The 16,329-nt window shown below is 67.6% G+C and carries 14 protein-coding genes and 1 tRNA gene; 9 read left to right on the top strand and 6 right to left on the bottom strand.

Annotated features, from left to right (window positions below; all coding sequences use genetic code 11):
* The 4 genes from SMN802W_RS0112425 to SMN802W_RS0112410 all read left to right on the top strand — a co-directional run.
* On the top strand, positions 1-1,300 hold a 1,300-nt coding region (locus tag SMN802W_RS0112425), incomplete at its 5' end, for a PD-(D/E)XK nuclease family protein (protein WP_019517239.1).
* Positions 1,290-4,733 (top strand): double-strand break repair helicase AddA, encoded by a 3,444-nt coding sequence (gene addA / locus SMN802W_RS0112420; protein WP_019517238.1) that lies wholly within the window; start codon positions 1,290-1,292, stop codon positions 4,731-4,733. The genes SMN802W_RS0112425 and addA, both read left to right, overlap by 11 nt.
* Positions 4,734-4,748: 15 nt before the next feature.
* Positions 4,749-5,105 (top strand): thioredoxin, encoded by a 357-nt coding sequence (gene trxA / locus SMN802W_RS0112415; RefSeq protein ID WP_274543661.1) that lies wholly within the window; start codon positions 4,749-4,751, stop codon positions 5,103-5,105.
* Complete coding sequence (locus SMN802W_RS0112410) at positions 5,102-5,281, top strand: hypothetical protein (RefSeq protein WP_019517236.1); 180 nt, start codon at positions 5,102-5,104, stop codon at positions 5,279-5,281. Before trxA ends, SMN802W_RS0112410 begins: the two co-directional genes overlap by 4 nt.
* Before the next feature lie 226 nt (positions 5,282-5,507).
* Here the strand turns inward: SMN802W_RS0112410 and SMN802W_RS0112405 are convergent, their stop codons facing one another.
* Positions 5,508-6,308, bottom strand: a complete 801-nt coding sequence (locus SMN802W_RS0112405) for an inositol monophosphatase family protein (RefSeq protein WP_019517235.1) — start codon at positions 6,306-6,308, stop codon at positions 5,508-5,510.
* Positions 6,308-7,528, bottom strand: a complete 1,221-nt coding sequence (gene argJ / locus SMN802W_RS0112400; RefSeq protein WP_443208880.1) for a bifunctional glutamate N-acetyltransferase/amino-acid acetyltransferase ArgJ — start codon at positions 7,526-7,528, stop codon at positions 6,308-6,310. Before argJ ends, SMN802W_RS0112405 begins: the two co-directional genes overlap by 1 nt.
* A gap of 53 nt (positions 7,529-7,581) precedes the next feature.
* On the opposite strand from argJ, the gene SMN802W_RS17645 reads away from it, so the two are divergent.
* The 3 genes from SMN802W_RS17645 (at position 7,582) to secA (ending at position 11,330) form a co-directional block, all read left to right on the top strand.
* Entirely contained in the window at positions 7,582-8,175 is a 594-nt protein-coding gene (locus SMN802W_RS17645) for an energy transducer TonB (RefSeq protein WP_019517233.1), read from the top strand.
* A gap of 58 nt (positions 8,176-8,233) precedes the next feature.
* Positions 8,234-8,488 (top strand): hypothetical protein, encoded by a 255-nt coding sequence (locus SMN802W_RS17035; RefSeq protein ID WP_156818869.1) that lies wholly within the window; start codon positions 8,234-8,236, stop codon positions 8,486-8,488.
* A 106-nt stretch (positions 8,489-8,594) separates the two neighbouring features.
* On the top strand, positions 8,595-11,330 hold the full coding sequence (gene secA / locus SMN802W_RS0112385; protein ID WP_019517231.1) for a preprotein translocase subunit SecA: 2,736 nt from the start codon (positions 8,595-8,597) through the stop codon (positions 11,328-11,330).
* Between the two features lie 213 nt (positions 11,331-11,543).
* On the opposite strand, the gene SMN802W_RS0112380 is transcribed toward secA, so the two are convergent.
* The gene (locus SMN802W_RS0112380; RefSeq protein WP_019517230.1) at positions 11,544-12,107 is read right to left on the bottom strand and encodes a CC0125/CC1285 family lipoprotein; all 564 of its coding nucleotides are present in this window, start codon (positions 12,105-12,107) and stop codon (positions 11,544-11,546) included.
* A 471-nt stretch (positions 12,108-12,578) separates the two neighbouring features.
* Here SMN802W_RS0112380 and SMN802W_RS0112370 point away from each other — a divergent pair, with 471 nt between their 5' ends.
* Positions 12,579-12,821 carry a hypothetical protein gene (locus tag SMN802W_RS0112370; protein WP_019517228.1) on the top strand — a complete coding sequence of 81 codons (243 nt, stop codon included), beginning with the start codon at positions 12,579-12,581 and terminating at the stop codon, positions 12,819-12,821.
* A gap of 209 nt (positions 12,822-13,030) precedes the next feature.
* On the opposite strand, the gene SMN802W_RS0112365 is transcribed toward SMN802W_RS0112370, so the two are convergent.
* From SMN802W_RS0112365 to moaA, 3 genes are all read right to left on the bottom strand, one after another.
* Positions 13,031-13,105, bottom strand: a tRNA-Asn gene (locus tag SMN802W_RS0112365).
* Positions 13,106-13,179: 74 nt separating this feature from the next.
* On the bottom strand, positions 13,180-13,959 hold the full coding sequence (locus SMN802W_RS0112360; RefSeq protein ID WP_019517227.1) for an NAD kinase: 780 nt from the start codon (positions 13,957-13,959) through the stop codon (positions 13,180-13,182).
* A complete protein-coding gene (gene moaA, locus SMN802W_RS0112355; RefSeq protein ID WP_019517226.1) occupies positions 13,956-14,969 on the bottom strand; it encodes a GTP 3',8-cyclase MoaA in 1,014 nt (337 codons plus the stop codon). The genes SMN802W_RS0112360 and moaA overlap by 4 nt, the downstream gene beginning before the upstream one ends.
* Positions 14,970-15,075: 106 nt before the next feature.
* On the opposite strand from moaA, the gene SMN802W_RS17030 reads away from it, so the two are divergent.
* Positions 15,076-16,326, top strand: coding sequence for a GGDEF domain-containing phosphodiesterase (locus tag SMN802W_RS17030; RefSeq protein ID WP_019517225.1), 1,251 nt, complete (start codon positions 15,076-15,078; stop codon positions 16,324-16,326).
* Positions 16,327-16,329: the final 3 nt, after the last annotated feature.

Here is a 16,329-nt window from a genome sequence, read left to right as displayed (position 1 = left end):
CGCGACCGCCGCCGGATACGCGCCGCTGCTGCGGCTGCTGATGGACGAGGTCGCGGTCAGGCAGATCCAGGGCGAGCATCCGCGCCTCGCGATCTACGGCCTGATCGAGGCGCGGTTGCAGACCGCCGACCTGATGATCCTGGGCGGCCTGAACGAGGGCGTGTGGCCGGGCAACCCGCCGCCCGATCCGTGGCTCGCGCCGCGCATCCGCGCCGAACTGGGCCTGTCGGGGTTGCAGCGCGCGATCGGCACTGCGGCGCATGATTTCGGGCAAGGGCTTGGCGCACCGCGCGTGCTGATCACGCGCAGCCGGCGCGACGCGCGTAGCCCAGCGCTCGCCTCACGCTTCTGGTTGCGGCTGGAGGCGATGGCGGGTGAGCGGTTCGTGCGTGCGCACCGGCTGGAGCGGTGGACGCGGTTGCTCGATGACGGTGCAACGCCTGAGCCGGCCGAGCGACCCGCGCCGGTGCCGCGTGCAGAACTGAGGCCCAAGAGCATCTCGGTGACGGAGGTCGACCGGTTGAAGGCCGATCCCTTTGCCTTCTACGCGCGGCGCATCCTGAAGCTGATGCCGCTCGACGCGGTCGACGCCGATCCGAGTGCGGCGTGGCGCGGCACCGCGGTGCACGGCGTGCTGGAGGAATGGGCCGAGCACGATGCCTGCGCCCCCGATCGGCTGGTGCCGCGCGCGCTGGCGATGCTCGACGATCCCGCCGCGCACCCGCTGCTGCGGGCATTGTGGCAACCGCGGCTGATCGCCGGCATCGAGTGGATCGCGGCGACGATGCAGGCCAATCGCGCCGAGGGGCGCGACATCCTGGCGGCGGAAGGGCAGGGCAATGCGGTGCTGTCGGGCATCAAGCTAACGGGGAGGTTCGACCGCGTCGATCGTGCCGCCGACGGGTCGCTGGTGGTGGTCGACTACAAGACCGGCAAGGCGCCATCGGTCGCGGCGGTGCGCGGCGGGTTCAACCTGCAGCTGGGCCTGCTCGGCGCGATGGTGGAGGAGGGGGCCTTTGAAGGCGTATCGGGCTGTGCGGGCGGGTTCGAATATTGGTCGCTCGCCAAGGGCCGCGACGGCTTCGGCGCGGTGACCAGTCCCGCCGACCCCGCGGGCAAGCACGGGCGCATCATGACCGACGATTTCACGCGCGCCGCGCGCGACAGCTTCGCCGAAGCGGCGGCGCGCTGGCTGACCGGCGAAGAGGCGTTCGTCGCCAAGCTGCATCCCGAATTCGCGCCCTTCGCCGATTATGACCAATTGATGCGCCGCAACGAATGGTACGGCCGTGAACGCTGACGCGCTCGCCCCCTTGCCCGCCTTGCAGGGCGATCAGCAGCGCGCGAGCAACCCTGACGCGCACGTGTGGCTCTCCGCGTCGGCCGGCACCGGCAAGACGCAGGTGCTCGCCGCGCGCGTGTTCCGATTGCTGTTGGGCGGGACCGATCCGTCCGCGATCCTGTGCCTGACCTTTACGAAGGCAGGCGCGGCGGAGATGACGGCGCGGATCAGCCGGCGGCTGGCCGCCTGGGTGCGGATGGACGACGTGGCGCTCTTCGCCGATCTGCGCGCGCTGGGCGAGCCGGGCGGGCAGGCGCAGATTGCGCGCGCTCGGACGCTGTTCGCCAAGGTGCTCGACGCGCCGGGCGGGGGCTTGCGCATCCTGACGATCCACGGCTTCTGCCAGAGCCTGCTCGCATCATTTCCGGTGGAGGCGGGGTTCGTCCCCGGTTTTCGCCCGATCGAGCCGCGCGAGGAGGCGCTGCTGCGGCGGCAGGCGCTGTCCGACCTGCTGGTTACCGCTGAGCGCGACGGGCGCGAGGGACCGGTCGCGACCATCGGCGCGCTGAGCGTCCGGCTGGGTGAGCAGGGGGCGGAGCAGTTTCTGCACGAGTGCGCGCGCGCGGGCAGTGCGCTTGAGGCGCTGCCGAGCGGCGTCGGAGCGTTCATCCGCGGTGCGCTGGGCGTCCCGCTTGGCGACATGGGCGCGCACGTGCGTGAGCGTTGCGCCGGGTTGGACGAGGGCGCGATCCGGCGCATTGCCGCAGCCAACGCTGCCTGGGGTACGGCGACGGGTTTGAAGCACGCCGACGCGGTTGCCGCGTGGCTCGCCGCCGGCGACGCAGCGCGGGCCGAGCAGCTGGGCGCGTTGATGGCGGTGGTGCGCACCGGCACGGGCGAGCCGCGCAAGGCATCGGCGAAGCTGATCGCGGCGGAGGCGGACTACGCCGCGCTGGCGGAGGAACTGGGCAGCGCGTGCGCCGACCTGCTGGGGTTACAGGTCCGCGCCGCCTACGCTGACCTGTTGGGCAGCGCCCTCGAGGTTGGGCGCGATTATGCGCGCGGTTATGCCGCGGCGAAGCGGCGGGCGGGGGCGGTCGACTTCGACGATCTGATCCGCGCAACCGTCAACCTGCTCAGGCAGGAAGGGATCGGCGAGTGGATCCGCTACAAGCTCGACCAGATCACCGAGCATGTGCTGGTCGACGAGGCGCAGGACACCAATGTCGCGCAGTGGACGATCATCCGCGCGCTGGTGGATGAATATTTCGTCGGGCGCGGGGTCTACGCGCCCTCGGTCCGCACGCTGTTCACGGTTGGCGACACCAAGCAGGCGATCTTCGGCTTCCAGGGAACCGATCCGGTCAACTTCATGGCGGCCGAACGCTATTTCGAGGCGCGCGCCGCGATGGTCGCGGGCGATGACGACATGGAGGCGGGCGAGCGCGGGCTGCCGTTCGACCGGTTGTCGCTGGTCGACTCGTTCCGCTCGACCGCGCCGGTGCTCGAGTTCGTCGATGCCGCGATCGAGCAGGTCGGCGCGACGCATTTCGCGGGGGATGACATGATCCCGCCGCACGGCAGCCGCATCGCCGGGCCGGGACAGGTCATGCTGCTTCCTGCGATTGCCGCCGGGGCTAGCGAAGCGGAAGAGGGCGGCGAGGAAGGCTGGATCGACGACGCGGTGCGCGCAAACGCGACGCGGATCGCCAAGCTGGTACGCGGCTGGCTCGATGGCGGAATGACGCTGGAGAGCAAGGGCAATCCGCTTCGGCCCGAGGACGTGATGATCCTCGTCAAGCGGCGCGGAGAGCTGGCGCAGTTGCTCGTCGCGCGGCTTTATGCCGAGGGCGTGCCGGTCGCGGGCGTCGACCGATTGCGGTTGAGTGCGCCGCTGGCGGTGCAGGACCTGCTCGCCGCGATCCGCTTCGTGCTGCAACCCGACGACGATTTGAGCCTTGCCAGCCTGCTCGTCTCGCCGCTGATCGGCTGGACGCAGGACGATCTGCTCGCGCGCGCGGTGCCGCGCAAGGGGACGCTGTGGCGACACTTGTCGGAAACGGTGCCGACGCTGCTGGGCGATCTGGACACGATGCTCGCGCGTTCCGACTTCCGCACGCCGTATCAGTTTCTCGAGATGATCCTGTCGGGGCCGATGCAAGGTCGGCGCAAGCTGCTGGCGCGGCTGGGCGAGGAGGCGCGCGACCCGATCGAGGAACTGCTCAACGCCGCGCTCGATTTCGAGACCACGACGACGCCGTCGCTGCAACGCTTCCTCGACTGGTTCGAGCGCGACGAGGTCGAGATCGTGCGCGATGCGGCCGCGCCGCTAGACGCCGTGCGCGTGATGACCGCGCATGGCGCCAAGGGATTGCAGGCGCCGCTCGTCATCCTGGCGGACGCGACCGCGGACCCGGACTCCGCGCCGCGCTCGACCGTGCTGTGGCAGCCGGGCGGGCTTGAAGAGGGCATACCGGTGTTCCGCCCGCGAAAAGCGGAGCGTGCGGGCGAGATCGATGCGGCGCTGAGCGAGACCGAGCGGCGCGAGCGCGAGGAGCATTGGCGTCTGTTCTACGTCGCGGCGACGCGTGCGGAGGAGCGGCTGGTCGTCACCGGCTCGCTTAGCGCCAAATGGAAGGGCGAGGCGCCGCCGTCGAGTTGGTATGCGGTGACCGCGCGGACGCTCGACGCGCTGGGCGTGGCCAAGCCGGAAGAGGGACCGCGCGTGTTCGAGGGGCGTGTACCCCGCGCGCCCGTACCGCTGCGTCGCGCCAAGGCCGAGGTGGCGAGCGACATGCTGCCACTGCCCGCCTGGGCGCGCGAGATGGCGCCGGAGGAACAGCGCCCGCCGCGCCCGCTCGCGCCCTCGTCGCTCGGCGAGGACGATGCCGCCGACGCGCCGCCGACGCCCGAGATGCGCGCCGCAGCCGAGCGCGGCACAATGATGCACGCCTTGTTCGAGCGGCTGCCGGTGGTTGACCCTGCGGGACGCGACGCGGCGGCGCGGCATTGGCTCGCCTCGCGCGGGGTTCCCGACGAGGATCAGGCGGCGATCATCGCACCGGTGCTGCGGGTGCTCGGCGATCCCAACTTCGCCGACCTGTTCGGACCCGATGCGCTTGCCGAGGCGCCGATCAGCGCGGTACTTTCCACCACGCGCGTCGTGTCGGGGACGGTCGACCGGCTGCTGATCGAGGACGGCCGCGTCCGCGTCATCGACTACAAGACCGGGCGGCAGGTGCCGCGCGATGCTACGCAAGTGCCCGATTATCACTTGAAGCAGATGGCCGCCTATCAGGCGGCGTTGCAGGTGATCTTCCCGGATCGCGTGGTCGAGGTCGCGTTGCTCTATACCAGCGGGCCGGTGCTGATCCCGCTGGATGCGGCGGCGCTGACGCGCGGCAAGCGCGGCTTGGCGGCGGCGGAGCAAAGCTTGGTCACGGATGGTTGAGCGCGCGAACCGCGCATCCTAGATCAGCAACGACATAAGGAGTTTACGATGGCTACCAAGAAGATCACCGACGCCAGCTTCCAGAACGACGTGCTGTCGGCCGACAAGCCCGTGCTGGTCGATTTCTGGGCCGAGTGGTGTGGACCGTGCAAGATGATCGGGCCGAGCCTGGAGGAGCTGTCCGACGAGCTGGGCGAGCAGGTGACGATCGCCAAGATCAACATCGACGAGAATCCTGACGCGCCGGGCCAGTACGGCGTGCGCGGGATCCCGACGATGATCCTGTTCAAGGGCGGCGTTCCCGCGGCGACCAAGGTCGGCGCCGAGCCCAAGGGCCGGATCAAGGCATGGCTTGAGGGTGAGCTGGCGTGATCCTCGCGGCGCTGCTGCTTTTCGCGGCGGCGCCGGTTGACTGTTGCGGGTGGAGTGCGCCGTTGCGTCCACGTCGCATGAAGGGCGTTCTCGTTAACGACTTCAAGGCGCCGTACTTTTACGAAAATATCGTGGTCGGCGAGATCGCGCCACGAACGCCGTTCGCATGGCTTTAGCGCGAGGGCGCGCAACAATCCGCAACCGCAGCTCCATGGCTTTTTGGCCACATATTCGAAATCGAGCTGATCGGCGCGGAGCGTTTGGCCCCGCCCGCTTCCGGCGATCTTTCCTCGCCTTGCGCGCCGACCAATGGCGAACGTAGCGCGATCCGCGCGATCAGGATCGTGTCCCAACGCGACCTGGGTCCAGCCACGGAGGTGTTGCCGGCGAGGCGCCAGTCGCTCAGTCGGTAGGCGCACCCAGCACCTGCGCACCGCGCTCCCACAAGGTAGGCGACGCGGCGGCGAGCAATCCCTGTCCGGTATCGGTCAGCGCGTAGGGACGTCCGTCCGGGCGTGCGACATGGCCGCCGGCTTCGGTCAGGAACAGCGATCCCGCGGCATGGTCCCACGGATAGATCCGCTCGAACCGTGCAATATCGTGGGTGCCATCGACCAGCGCGGCATATTGCGCCGCCGCGCAGCGAAGCCCGTGACGCAGGTCGAGTACGCCCGCCCCCGCGTCCTCGATCGCGGTGCACTGCTGAGGGGTGAACCAATAGTTCGAGTAGGTGGCGATCGGTTGCCGGGTGCGTTCGCCGCAGGACACGCGCGTTCCGTCGATGAATGCGCCTGCGCCGCGCGTGGCGAAGCACATCCGCTTCGTCACCGGCGCGTAGATCCAGCCGCGCTGCACCACGCCGTCCTCGACCAGCGCCACCATCATCCCGAACGGTTCGCGTCCTTCGGCGAAGTTGTTGGTGCCGTCGAGCGGATCGACCAGCCAGACGCGCCCGCTGGCGACCGTCTCGATCAACGACGGATCGGCCGAGGCGGCTTCCTCTCCGACCACGCGCGCAGCGGGATCGAGCCGAGTCAATTCTTCGGTGATGACCGCCTCGCTCTCGCGATCGGCGATCGTCACCCAGTCGCCCGGCGTCTTTTCCGCGGCCTGCGCGGCGGACAGACGGCCGAACCGCGGCAGGATGATCTCGGCGGCGACGCGTTCCAGCAGCGGCGGGATTGCCCGATCGAGCGCGTCCATCAGCTGCGGTAATCGGCGTTGATGCTGATGTAGCCGTGAGTCAGGTCGCACGTCCACACGCGCGCGGCGCCGTCGCCGAGACCCAGATCGACGCCGACCTCGATCTCCTGACCCTTCAGATGTGCGGTGACCGGCGCCTCGTCATAGCCCTCGACCGCCAGCCCGCCCTGCGCGACCTGCGTCGCACCGAAGCGGATCGACAGGCGGTCGCGCTCGGCCGGCTCGCCTGCCTTGCCGACCGCCATGACGACGCGGCCCCAGTTCGCGTCCTCACCCGCGATCGCGGTCTTGACCAGCGGCGAGTTGGCAATGCTCATCGCGATCCGGTGCGCCGAACGATCGCTTTCCGCGCCTTCGACGGTGATCTCGATCAGCTTCGACGCGCCTTCGCCGTCGCGCACGACGAGCAGCGCGAGTTGGCGGCACACGTCGGCGAGCGCGGCGCGGAACGCGTCGGCGCCCGCATCCTCGTCGCTCGTCAGCGGCGCGTTGCCCGCCGCGCCGGTCGCGAACGCGAGCACGGTGTCGCTGGTCGAGGTGTCGCCATCGACCGTGATGCACGAGAAGCTGCGCTCGTTCGCCGCCGACAGCGCGGCCTGCAAATAGCCCGGTGCGACCGCGGCGTCGGTGAAGATGAAGCCCAGCATCGTCGCCATGTCGGGCGCGATCATGCCCGAGCCCTTGATCACGCCCACGATCGTGATCGTGCGCCCGTCGACGACCGCGGTCGCGCTTGCTCCCTTGGCGAAGGTGTCGGTGGTCGCGATCGCGTCGGCGGCGTCGCGCCAGCCGACCGGCTCAGCGGCAAAGGCGGCGTCGAGCCCGGCCTCGGCCTTGTCGATCGGCAGCGGCACACCGATCACGCCCGTAGACGCGACGAACACGTCCGATGGCTGACACCCGAGCTGCGCGGCGGTCCGCGCGGCGATCGCCTCGACCGCGGCGCGCCCGCGGTTGCCGGTAAAGGCATTCGAATTGCCCGCGTTGACGACCAGCGCGCGTGCCTCGCCCATCACCAATGCACGGCGGCACCATTCGACCTCGGGCGACGGGCATTTCGATTGCGTCAGCACGCCGGCGACAGCGGTGCCCGCCGCCAGTTCGACGAAGGTCAGGTCGCAGCGGTCCCACGCCTTGTAGCGTGCACGCGCGGTGCGCACCGTCACGCCGGCGATCGGCGGCATGTCGGGGAAGGGCTGCGCGAGCGGAGAGGAGGGCATCGACTGGGACATCCGCGCGTCATAAGCTGCCGCGACGGTGGGGGGTAGGGCGATTGATCGACGATCTGGAGGATCTGGCGCGGCGGCAGGCACGCGCGCAGAACGGGCTCGGCCCCAGTCACGCACGACCGCAGCCGTGGTTCGTCGGCTCGGGCAGGCGGCTGACGTGGCTGATCGTCGCCCTCGTGGCGGTGCTGATCGCCTTGCGCGGCGTGACGACGCTGTGGCTCGCGGAGGATGCATCGAACTGGTGGTCGCAGCGCAAGCCCGCGACCGTTGTCGCGCGGCCGCCCGTCTACGTTCCGAGGCCGGTCCGCGCCGGGCCACCGCCGTCGACGATCACGCTGCCACCGCGGGCAAGCAGGCCGAAGGGCAACCCGGGCAGGTGGTTCGATGCTGGTTCCTATCCACCCACCGCGATCAGGGCGGGGGAAGAAGGCCGCACCGTCGCGCGCATATCGATCGGCGACGATGGGTTTGTGAAATCATGCGGCATCGTCACGTCGAGCGGCAGTAACCGTCTGGATGTGGCCACGTGCAGCATCCTCCTTGATCGCGGCGTGTTCGAGCCCGCACGTGACGAGGCTGGCATGGCGATCAAGTCGACAATCGACTTGCCGGTACGCTGGGTGCTGCCGCGCGACTGAGCGCGTGGTTGCACGCGAGCGGTGGACGCGTGCCGCGCGCCGCCTTATGTCCGGGCACGTGAACCTGTTCCTCCTCCTGTCTGCATTGCTGTCGGCGCTGACCGGCATCGGTAGCAGCGCGCGCCAGCCGCAGCTCGCGCAGGCAGTGGCGCAGGAGAAGGTGGCGCGTCCGGTCGCAGCCGCGCGCGTCGTGCTGCTCGCTCGTCCCGTGCAGGCGATCGCGTCACTCGCGCGCGCCGCCGCTGCGCCGATCACGCGCGGCTGGACGCTGCTCCCGGCCGAGCCCGCCTTTGCCGGGCGTCGGCGCGAATAAGCGCGCCGCGGCGGAGCTACCGCCGCTTCCCTGCCGTTTTCCCCTCAGCGCGTGGGCAGCCGATCGACGGCGCCTGCGCCCGCGTTCAGATACAGGATCCACACCCATGTTCGGTGGCATCGCCAAGTCGCTTTTCGGGTCGTCCAACGACCGTTACGTCAAGTCGCTCAACCCCATCCTCGCCAAGATCGCCTCGTTCGAACCCGCGTTGCAGGCGATGGACGATGCGACACTCGCCAACCAAACCGTACTGTTTCGCGAGCGGCTGGCAAACGGCGAGACGCTCGATCAGCTCCTGCCCGAGGCGTTCGCGACGGTGCGCGAGGCGGCGAGCCGCGTGCTTGGCCAGCGGCATTATGATGTGCAGATGGTCGGCGGCATCGTGCTCCACCGCGGCGAGATCGCCGAGATGCGCACGGGCGAGGGCAAGACGCTGGTCGCGACGCTCGCGACCTATCTGAACGCGCTGCCGGGCGAGGGCGTCCACGTCATCACCGTCAACGATTACCTCGCCGCGCGTGACGCCGACTGGATGAGCCGCGTCTACGGCTTCCTGGGGCTCACCACCGGCGTGATCGTACCCAATCTTTCGGACGAGGAGCGGCGGCAGGCGTATGCGTCCGACATCACATACGGCACCAACAACGAATTCGGCTTCGACTATTTGCGCGACAACATGAAGTACGAGCGTGCCAGCATGGTGCAGCGCCCGTTCGCGATGGCGATCGTCGACGAGGTTGATTCGGTACTGATCGACGAGGCGCGCACCCCGCTGATCATCTCCGGCCCGACCGACGACAAGAGCGAGCTGTACATCAGCGTCGACGCGGTGGTGAAGCAGCTGGGGGAAGACGATTACGAGAAGGACGAGAAGCAGAAGACGATCGTCCTGACCGAGGACGGGACCGAGAAGGTCGAACGTATCCTGGAGAACGCCGGCCTGCTGGAAGGCGCGAACCTCTACGATTTCGAGAACACGCAGGTCGTCCACCACCTCAACCAGGCGCTGCGCGCGAACATGATGTTCAAGCGCGACGTCGATTACCTGGTGAAGGACGACAAGGTCATCATCATCGACGAGTTCACCGGCCGCATGATGGACGGACGCCGCTGGTCGGACGGCCTCCACCAGGCGGTCGAGGCAAAGGAGGGCGTGCAGATCGAGCCCGAGAACCAGACCATGGCCTCGATCACGTTCCAGAATTATTTCCGCATGTACCCCAAGCTCTCGGGGATGACCGGCACCGCCTCCACGGAAGCGGCCGAATTCTTCGACATCTACAAGATGAACGTCGTCACGATCCCGACCAACAGGCCGATCAACCGGGTCGACGAGGAGGACGAGTTCTACAAGGACACGCACGACAAGTTCCGCGCGATCGCCAAGAAGATCCGCGAGCATGCCAGCAAGGGCCAGCCGGTGCTGGTCGGCACCGTGTCGATCGAGAAGTCCGAGCTTCTCTCGGAGTTCCTGACTCAGGAGGGCGTCGACCATTCGGTGCTGAACGCGCGCTACCACGAGTCCGAAGCGCATATCGTCGCGCAGGCCGGACGGCTGAGCGCGGTGACGATCGCGACCAACATGGCGGGTCGCGGCACCGACATCCAGCTTGGCGGCAACCTTGAATTCCGCGCTGAAGACGAGCTCGCCGGTATGCCGGAAGGCCCCGAGCGGGAGGCGGCGCTGGAGCAGATCCGGCAGGAGATCGCGGCGGAGAAGGCGCGCGTGCTGGAGGCGGGCGGGCTGTTCGTGCTCGGCACCGAGCGGCACGAGAGCCGGCGCATCGACAATCAGCTTCGCGGCCGCTCGGGGCGGCAGGGTGATCCGGGGCTCAGCCGCTTCTACCTCAGCCTCGAGGACGATCTGCTGCGCATCTTCGGTCCCGACACGTTGTTCGCACGCATGATGCGCTCCAATCTGGAGGACGGCGAGGCGATCGGTTCGAAGTGGCTGAGCAAGGCGATCGAGACCGCGCAGAAGAAGGTCGAGGCGCGCAACTATGACGTGCGCAAGCAGGTCGTCGAATACGACGACGTGATGAACGACCAGCGGAAGGTAATCTACGAGCAGCGCGCCGATATCATGGACGCGGACACGGTCGGCGACGTGGTCGAGGACATGCGCGCGGAAACGGTCAACGCGATCGTCGGCGATGCGTGCCCGCCCAACTCATACCCCGAGCAATGGGACATCGCGGGGATGAAGGAGCAGCTTGCCGAGGTGCTCAACATCCAGCCGCCGGTCGACGAGTGGTTGACCGAGGAAGCGATCGATCCCGAGATCGTGACCGAGCGTGTCCAGGCCGAGGCGGATGCGACAGTCGCGGCCAAGGCGGCCGATCTCGAGCCCGAGACGTGGACGCAGGTCGAGAAGTCGATCCTTCTGCAGAACCTCGATCATCACTGGAAGGAGCATCTGGCAACGCTCGATGCGCTGCGTCAGGTCGTCCACCTGCGTGCTTACGCACAGAAGACGCCGATTAACGAGTACAAGCAGGAAGCGTTCTCGCTGTTCCAGCGTATGCTCGACAGCATCCGCGTCGACGTGACCAAGACGATCGCCAAGGCGCAGTTCCGCATGGAGCCGCTGCCGGAGCTTCCCGAACTGCCCGACTTCATCACGACGCACTTCGACCCGTTCACCGGCGAGGATAATTCGGCCGACATTGACGCTGGCACATTGGGGCTGATCCAGACGCAGCTGCCGCCGATGCAGATGGTGCAGCCGAATCCGGTCGATGTCGGGGACGATCCCGCAGCATGGGAAGGGCAGGTCAGCCGCAACGCGCCGTGCCCGTGTGGTTCGGGGCGCAAGTACAAGCACTGTCACGGGGCGGTTTGACACCCGCCTAGTCTATCGCGCTGGGTGTGCGGCAAACGTCCGGGGACCCATTACGTTGACGGCACATGCGCGAAGTCGCTCGGCGGGCACGTGCGATGTCGGGCTTCCTCGCCACAGATCGAAGACCGCATCAGCAGCCTAAATCCGAAGTTGCCGACAAGAAAAAGGCTCCCCGCCGACGGCAGGGAGCCTTTGATTGTTACAGCGGCGGGCTTAGCGCGCCTGAGGCAGCTTGATCGTGGGCCCGAGCGTCTCGATGACCTGCCGCGCATCGAAGGCGCGAACATTGCCCGGTTGCGGCTTGCCGCGGAACATCACGATTTCAGCGCTCGCCTCGTAGCGATCGACAGTACGGATGTCAGCGCCGCCGCCCCAACCGCCCCACGGTCCGCCCCAGAACGGATCCCAGGAGCGATAGCCGAAGCTGCCGTAGAAGCCCCAGCGCGGGCCCCAAAGGCCGCCATACGGTCCGAAGCCCGGGCCCCAGGCACCCGGCGTCGAATAGGTACGCGCCTGCCGGTCGGTGTCACGATCGGCCATGACAAAATAGTCGAAGCCGTTCTGCGTCGTCAGCTCGGCGGCGCGGAACAGCAGGTACCGCTCCACCACATCACGATCGGTGACCGAGTTGCCGGCGAAGGTCACGCGGAAACGGTTCGGCGTGATGCGGGTGTCACTATAACCGGTGCGATAGAAGCCCGAGCCGGTCGCTGGACGGTAGGCGGTTTCGGTCGCGCACCCTGCGACGACGGTCGTGCTCGCAGCCAACGCAACCACCAGCGCCCTGCGACCCAATCTCCTCAACATCTCACATCTCTCCGCTCACACCCGACTGGGCGCGATCAGCGCCATATAGCCGACCCGAGTGGAACGTGCGATGAACGGAATGGCTCCGGCGGCGATCCGGCCCTTCTCGGAGGCTAGCTTTTCTCGATCTCGGTGCCCGCGGGTTTTCCGAACCGCGCAAGTGCGAGCGGAATTGCAATGAAGGACGCAGCAACAATGCCCATCGCGACTTCGATCATCAACATCGGTAATCCTCGCCTAATTGTATCTTTATGTATCAGCGCCTCACTGTGGCGCGAACACAACAAGCTGGCAAGAAAAAGCGGCAACCGGCCACTTTGACAACGATGACTGGCACTAATTGCGCCTTGCAAGGTTTGGTGTTGCCCGACACGTGTGTGTCGTCGGGACCGTCAGTAGTGTAACCACGCAGCCGGGCCGATCATCGAAGGAGAATTGACCATGCTGAAGAAGTTCCTGGCGGCTGCCGCCGTCGCGTCGCTGTCCGTATCGCCTGCGCTTGCCGCCACCGCCAACCCCGCCGCCAGCCTGTCGGTCGGCAACAGCGTCCGCGCCAGCACCCCGTCGGCGAAGCAGAACGAGCTGGCCGGTGGCTTCGGCTTCGTCGGCCTCGCGATCCTCGCGGGCATCGTTGCGATCGGCGTCATCGCGATCGTCAACGACGACAATTCTGACAGCAACTGAGATTGCTGCGCCCGGTGCCTTGCGCACCGGGCGTTCTTTGGGCGCGCGATTGCGCTCCCGGAATATGAGGGCCGTCGCGTCGACGCGCGTCGGGCGCATCCTTGCGTCCGCGCTCACGCTCGGATGATCAGCGCATCTGCGCCGACGCGATGGTTTTCTCAAGTGGGTGCAGCCGGCGCTGTCGTCCAGCGCTGCCTGATCGCGAAAAATGGCTCCCTGAGTAGGATTCGAACCTACGGCCGCTCGATTAACAGTCGAGAGCTCTACCGCTGAGCTATCAGGGAACGCTGCGCGGAGCCGCGTCTATAAACGCTGATTTTCGACGTGCAACCCTTTTCGGGTCATTCGCGATGACTTTTCAGACGACGAATTGCTCCATCGAGATTCGGTCGTCCAGCGCGTGTTCCGGGTCGAACAACAACGTCAATTCGCGCGCGCGGTCCATGCAAACCTCGACACAGGCGACATCGCGCAACTCGCGCTGATCGGCCACGGCGGACACCGGACGCTTGGCCGCATCAAGCACCCGCAGGGTAACGCGCGCCTTGTCGGGCAGGATCGCGCCACGCCAGCGCCGCGGGCGGAACGCACTGATCGGCGTCAGCGCGATCATCGCCGAGCCGAGCGGCAGGATTGGGCCATGTGCCGACAGATTGTACGCGGTCGATCCGGCGGGAGTCGCCACCAGAATGCCGTCGCACGACAGTTCCTCGAGCACGACGCGGTCGTTGACCGACACTTCCAGCTTAGCGGTCTGCCGCGTCTCGCGTAGCAGCGACACTTCGTTGATCGCTGGCAGCGAGTGGACGCGCCCGTCGATCCCGGTCGCGGTCATGGTGAGCGGCGTGACCTTGAACGCCTTGGCGCGACGAATGCGCTCTTCGAGGCCATGGTGGCGCCACTCGTTCATCATGAAACCGACGGTGCCGAGGTTCATGCCGAACACCGGGACGATCGGCTTGCGCCGTTCGAGCAGCATGTGGAGCGTCTGCAGCATGAAGCCGTCGCCGCCGAGCGCCACGACCAGATCGGCCTCCTCGACCGGCACCCAGTCCCATGCGTCGGCGAGTTCGGCACGCGCCGCCTGCGCGGGCGGTGTCGGCGAGGCGAGCAGCGCCCGCCGCGGGTAGTCGTTCATCCCCCCGTGACGCTCATGTGACGCGCAATTGCCGGCGCACCGTCGCGCTCGATGCGGAAGTCATGTCGCCGGGGCTTGGTCACCAGCGCGCTCTCGATCGCAGCGTCGAGTCCGGCCGTCCCGCCCTCGCGCAGCGCCGCGCGCAGGTCACGCTGATCGTCGTGGCCGAGACAGGTGTAAAGCTTGCCCTCGGTCGTCAGCCGCACCCGGTTGCATCCGTCGCAGAAGTTGGCGGTCAGCGGCGAGATCAGGCCGAGCCGCGTGTCCGAGCCATCGACCCGCCAATATCGCGCCGGACCACCGGTGCCGTTCAGGTCACGCGACAGTGCGAAGCGGGCCTCGATCATCTCCTTGACCACGGTCAGCGGCATGAACCGATCGGTGCGATCCTCTTCCACATCGCCGAGCGGCATCGTCTCGATCAACGTCAGGTCATGACCCTCGCCGACGCACCAGGCGAGCATGTCGCCGATCTCGTGCTCGTTGAAGTCCTTGAGCGCGACCATGTTGATCTTGACGCGCAGACCCGTCTCGGTGGCCGCCTTGATCCCATTCAGCACCTGCGCGACGTCGCCATGGCGGGTGATGAAGCGGAACTTGTCCGGGTCGCGCGTGTCCATGCTGACGTTGATCCGCCGCATACCGGCACCCGCCAGCAGCCCGGCATATCCGGCCAGCCGCGTGCCGTTGGTGGTCATCGTCAGCTCTTTAAGCCCCGACCCGACGTGACGACCGAGCCGCTGGACGAGATCGATCACGTCGCGGCGCACCAACGGTTCTCCACCCGACAGTCGCACCTTGTCGACGCCGCGTGCGATGAAGCGTTCGGTGATGATGGCTAGTTCATCAAGCGAGGCGATCTGCGACCGTGGCAGGAACGTCATGTTCTCCGCCATGCAATAGCGACAGCGCAGGTCGCAGCGATCGGTCACCGAGACGCGCAGGTATCGGATCGTCCGGCCAAAGCCGTCGATCAGCGACGACTCCGCGCTGTTCGGTTCGGTTGTCATGGAGGTAGAGCTAAGCGGGGTCACGGCGGGTCACAAGAGCAGGACGAACGATTGGCGGCTTGGTTGCGCCGCGCTACACGCGTGGCGGGTGGGAGGAAGAAGTCCTTTGGGGGAAAACAGTTTAGCGCGGCGCGGACACGAGGGTCCAACACCCAGTCCCGTCATCGATGCGTGGATCGCGCACGACCGTCCGGTCACGGTCGCGATCGTCGCGCTCGCCAGTTTCGAAATCATCAACGCCGCTTACGGACGCGACACCGGCGACGCGCTGCTCAAGGTCGCGATCGACCGGCTCGGGCGCGTGTTGTCCGCGACCGATGACCTGGAGCTGAGCCGCGAAGGTGCGGTGTTCACGCTCGCGCTGCCGTTGCCGTTCGAGGCGGCGCATCCGCTGATCGCCGCGATCGAGTTCGCGCTGGCGCAGCCCTTCGCGGTGGGTGCGACCACCGTCCATGTCGGCACCCGGATCGGCGTGGCAAGCGGCCAGGGCGAGGAAGCCGAGGCGCTGGTCGCACGCGCGCGCGCCGCGCTTGCCGACGCGCGCGTGCTCGAAGGCGCGACGACACGGATCGCGCCGCCCGCACCGCATCGCCCGATCGCGCAGCTCGCCGCCGACCTGCATCGCGCGATCGAGCGCGACGAGATCGCCGTGCTGTTCCAGCCGCAGGTCGCGTTCGGAAACGGCCGGATCGAGGGTGTCGAGGCGCTGGCGCGCTGGAACCATCCCGAACTCGGCGAACTGGGCGCGCAGACGCTGCTGGCAGCGTCGGATCGGGCCGATCTCGGCCTCGTCCTGTCCGACCACATCCTTGCGCGCGCGCTGGCGAGTGCCGCGGGGTGGTCCGACGCGCTCAAGCATTTGCGCGTCGCAGTGAACGTCACCGCAGCCGATCTGTCGCGCCCCGATTTCGCCGCGCGCTTTCTCGCCCGCGTCGATACGAGCGGCATCGCACGCGCGCGCGTCACTGCGGAGATCACCGAAGGCGGGTTGATCGACGATCTCGATGGCGCGACCGAGTTGCTGGCGACGTTGCGTGACGGCGGCTGCCGTGTCGCGATCGACGATTTCGGCACCGGTTATTCGAGCCTCGCCTATCTGACCGCGCTGCCGGTCGATTACCTCAAGATCGACCTGCGGCTGACGCAAAGCATCGTCGGCGACCGACGACACCGAGCGGTGGTGGAGGGCGTGATCGCGATCGCGAACGCGCTCGGGCTGGAGACGATCGCCGAGGGCGTCGAGACGGAGGAGCAGCGCGCGTTGCTCGAAGCGCGCGGCTGCACCTATTATCAGGGCTTCCTGTGTTCGGCTGCACTCGACAGCGCCACCCTCGCACGACTGGTCGGCGTGGCGTAGCGC

Origin of the sequence: Sphingomonas sp. Mn802worker, assembly GCF_000382485.1 — a bacterium.
Taxonomy (GTDB): domain Bacteria; phylum Pseudomonadota; class Alphaproteobacteria; order Sphingomonadales; family Sphingomonadaceae; genus Sphingomonas.
The sequence above is the reverse complement of the archived record's forward strand: the minus strand, read 5'-3'. Positions and strand labels throughout refer to the sequence as shown.

Bases quoted from the DNA above. Each gene is read 5' to 3' on its own strand.
- SMN802W_RS0112360 (WP_019517227.1), bottom strand. From the start codon at position 13,959: ATGAACGACTACCCGCGGCGGGCGCTGCTCGCCTCGCCGACACCGCCC.
- argJ (WP_443208880.1), bottom strand. From the start codon at position 7,528: ATGCCCTCCTCTCCGCTCGCGCAGCCCTTCCCCGACATGCCGCCGATC.
- SMN802W_RS0112370 (WP_019517228.1), top strand. From the start codon at position 12,579: ATGCTGAAGAAGTTCCTGGCGGCTGCCGCCGTCGCGTCGCTGTCCGTA.
- SMN802W_RS0112405 (WP_019517235.1), bottom strand. From the start codon at position 6,308: ATGGACGCGCTCGATCGGGCAATCCCGCCGCTGCTGGAACGCGTCGCC.
- moaA (WP_019517226.1), bottom strand. From the start codon at position 14,969: ATGACAACCGAACCGAACAGCGCGGAGTCGTCGCTGATCGACGGCTTT.
- secA (WP_019517231.1), top strand. From the start codon at position 8,595: ATGTTCGGTGGCATCGCCAAGTCGCTTTTCGGGTCGTCCAACGACCGT.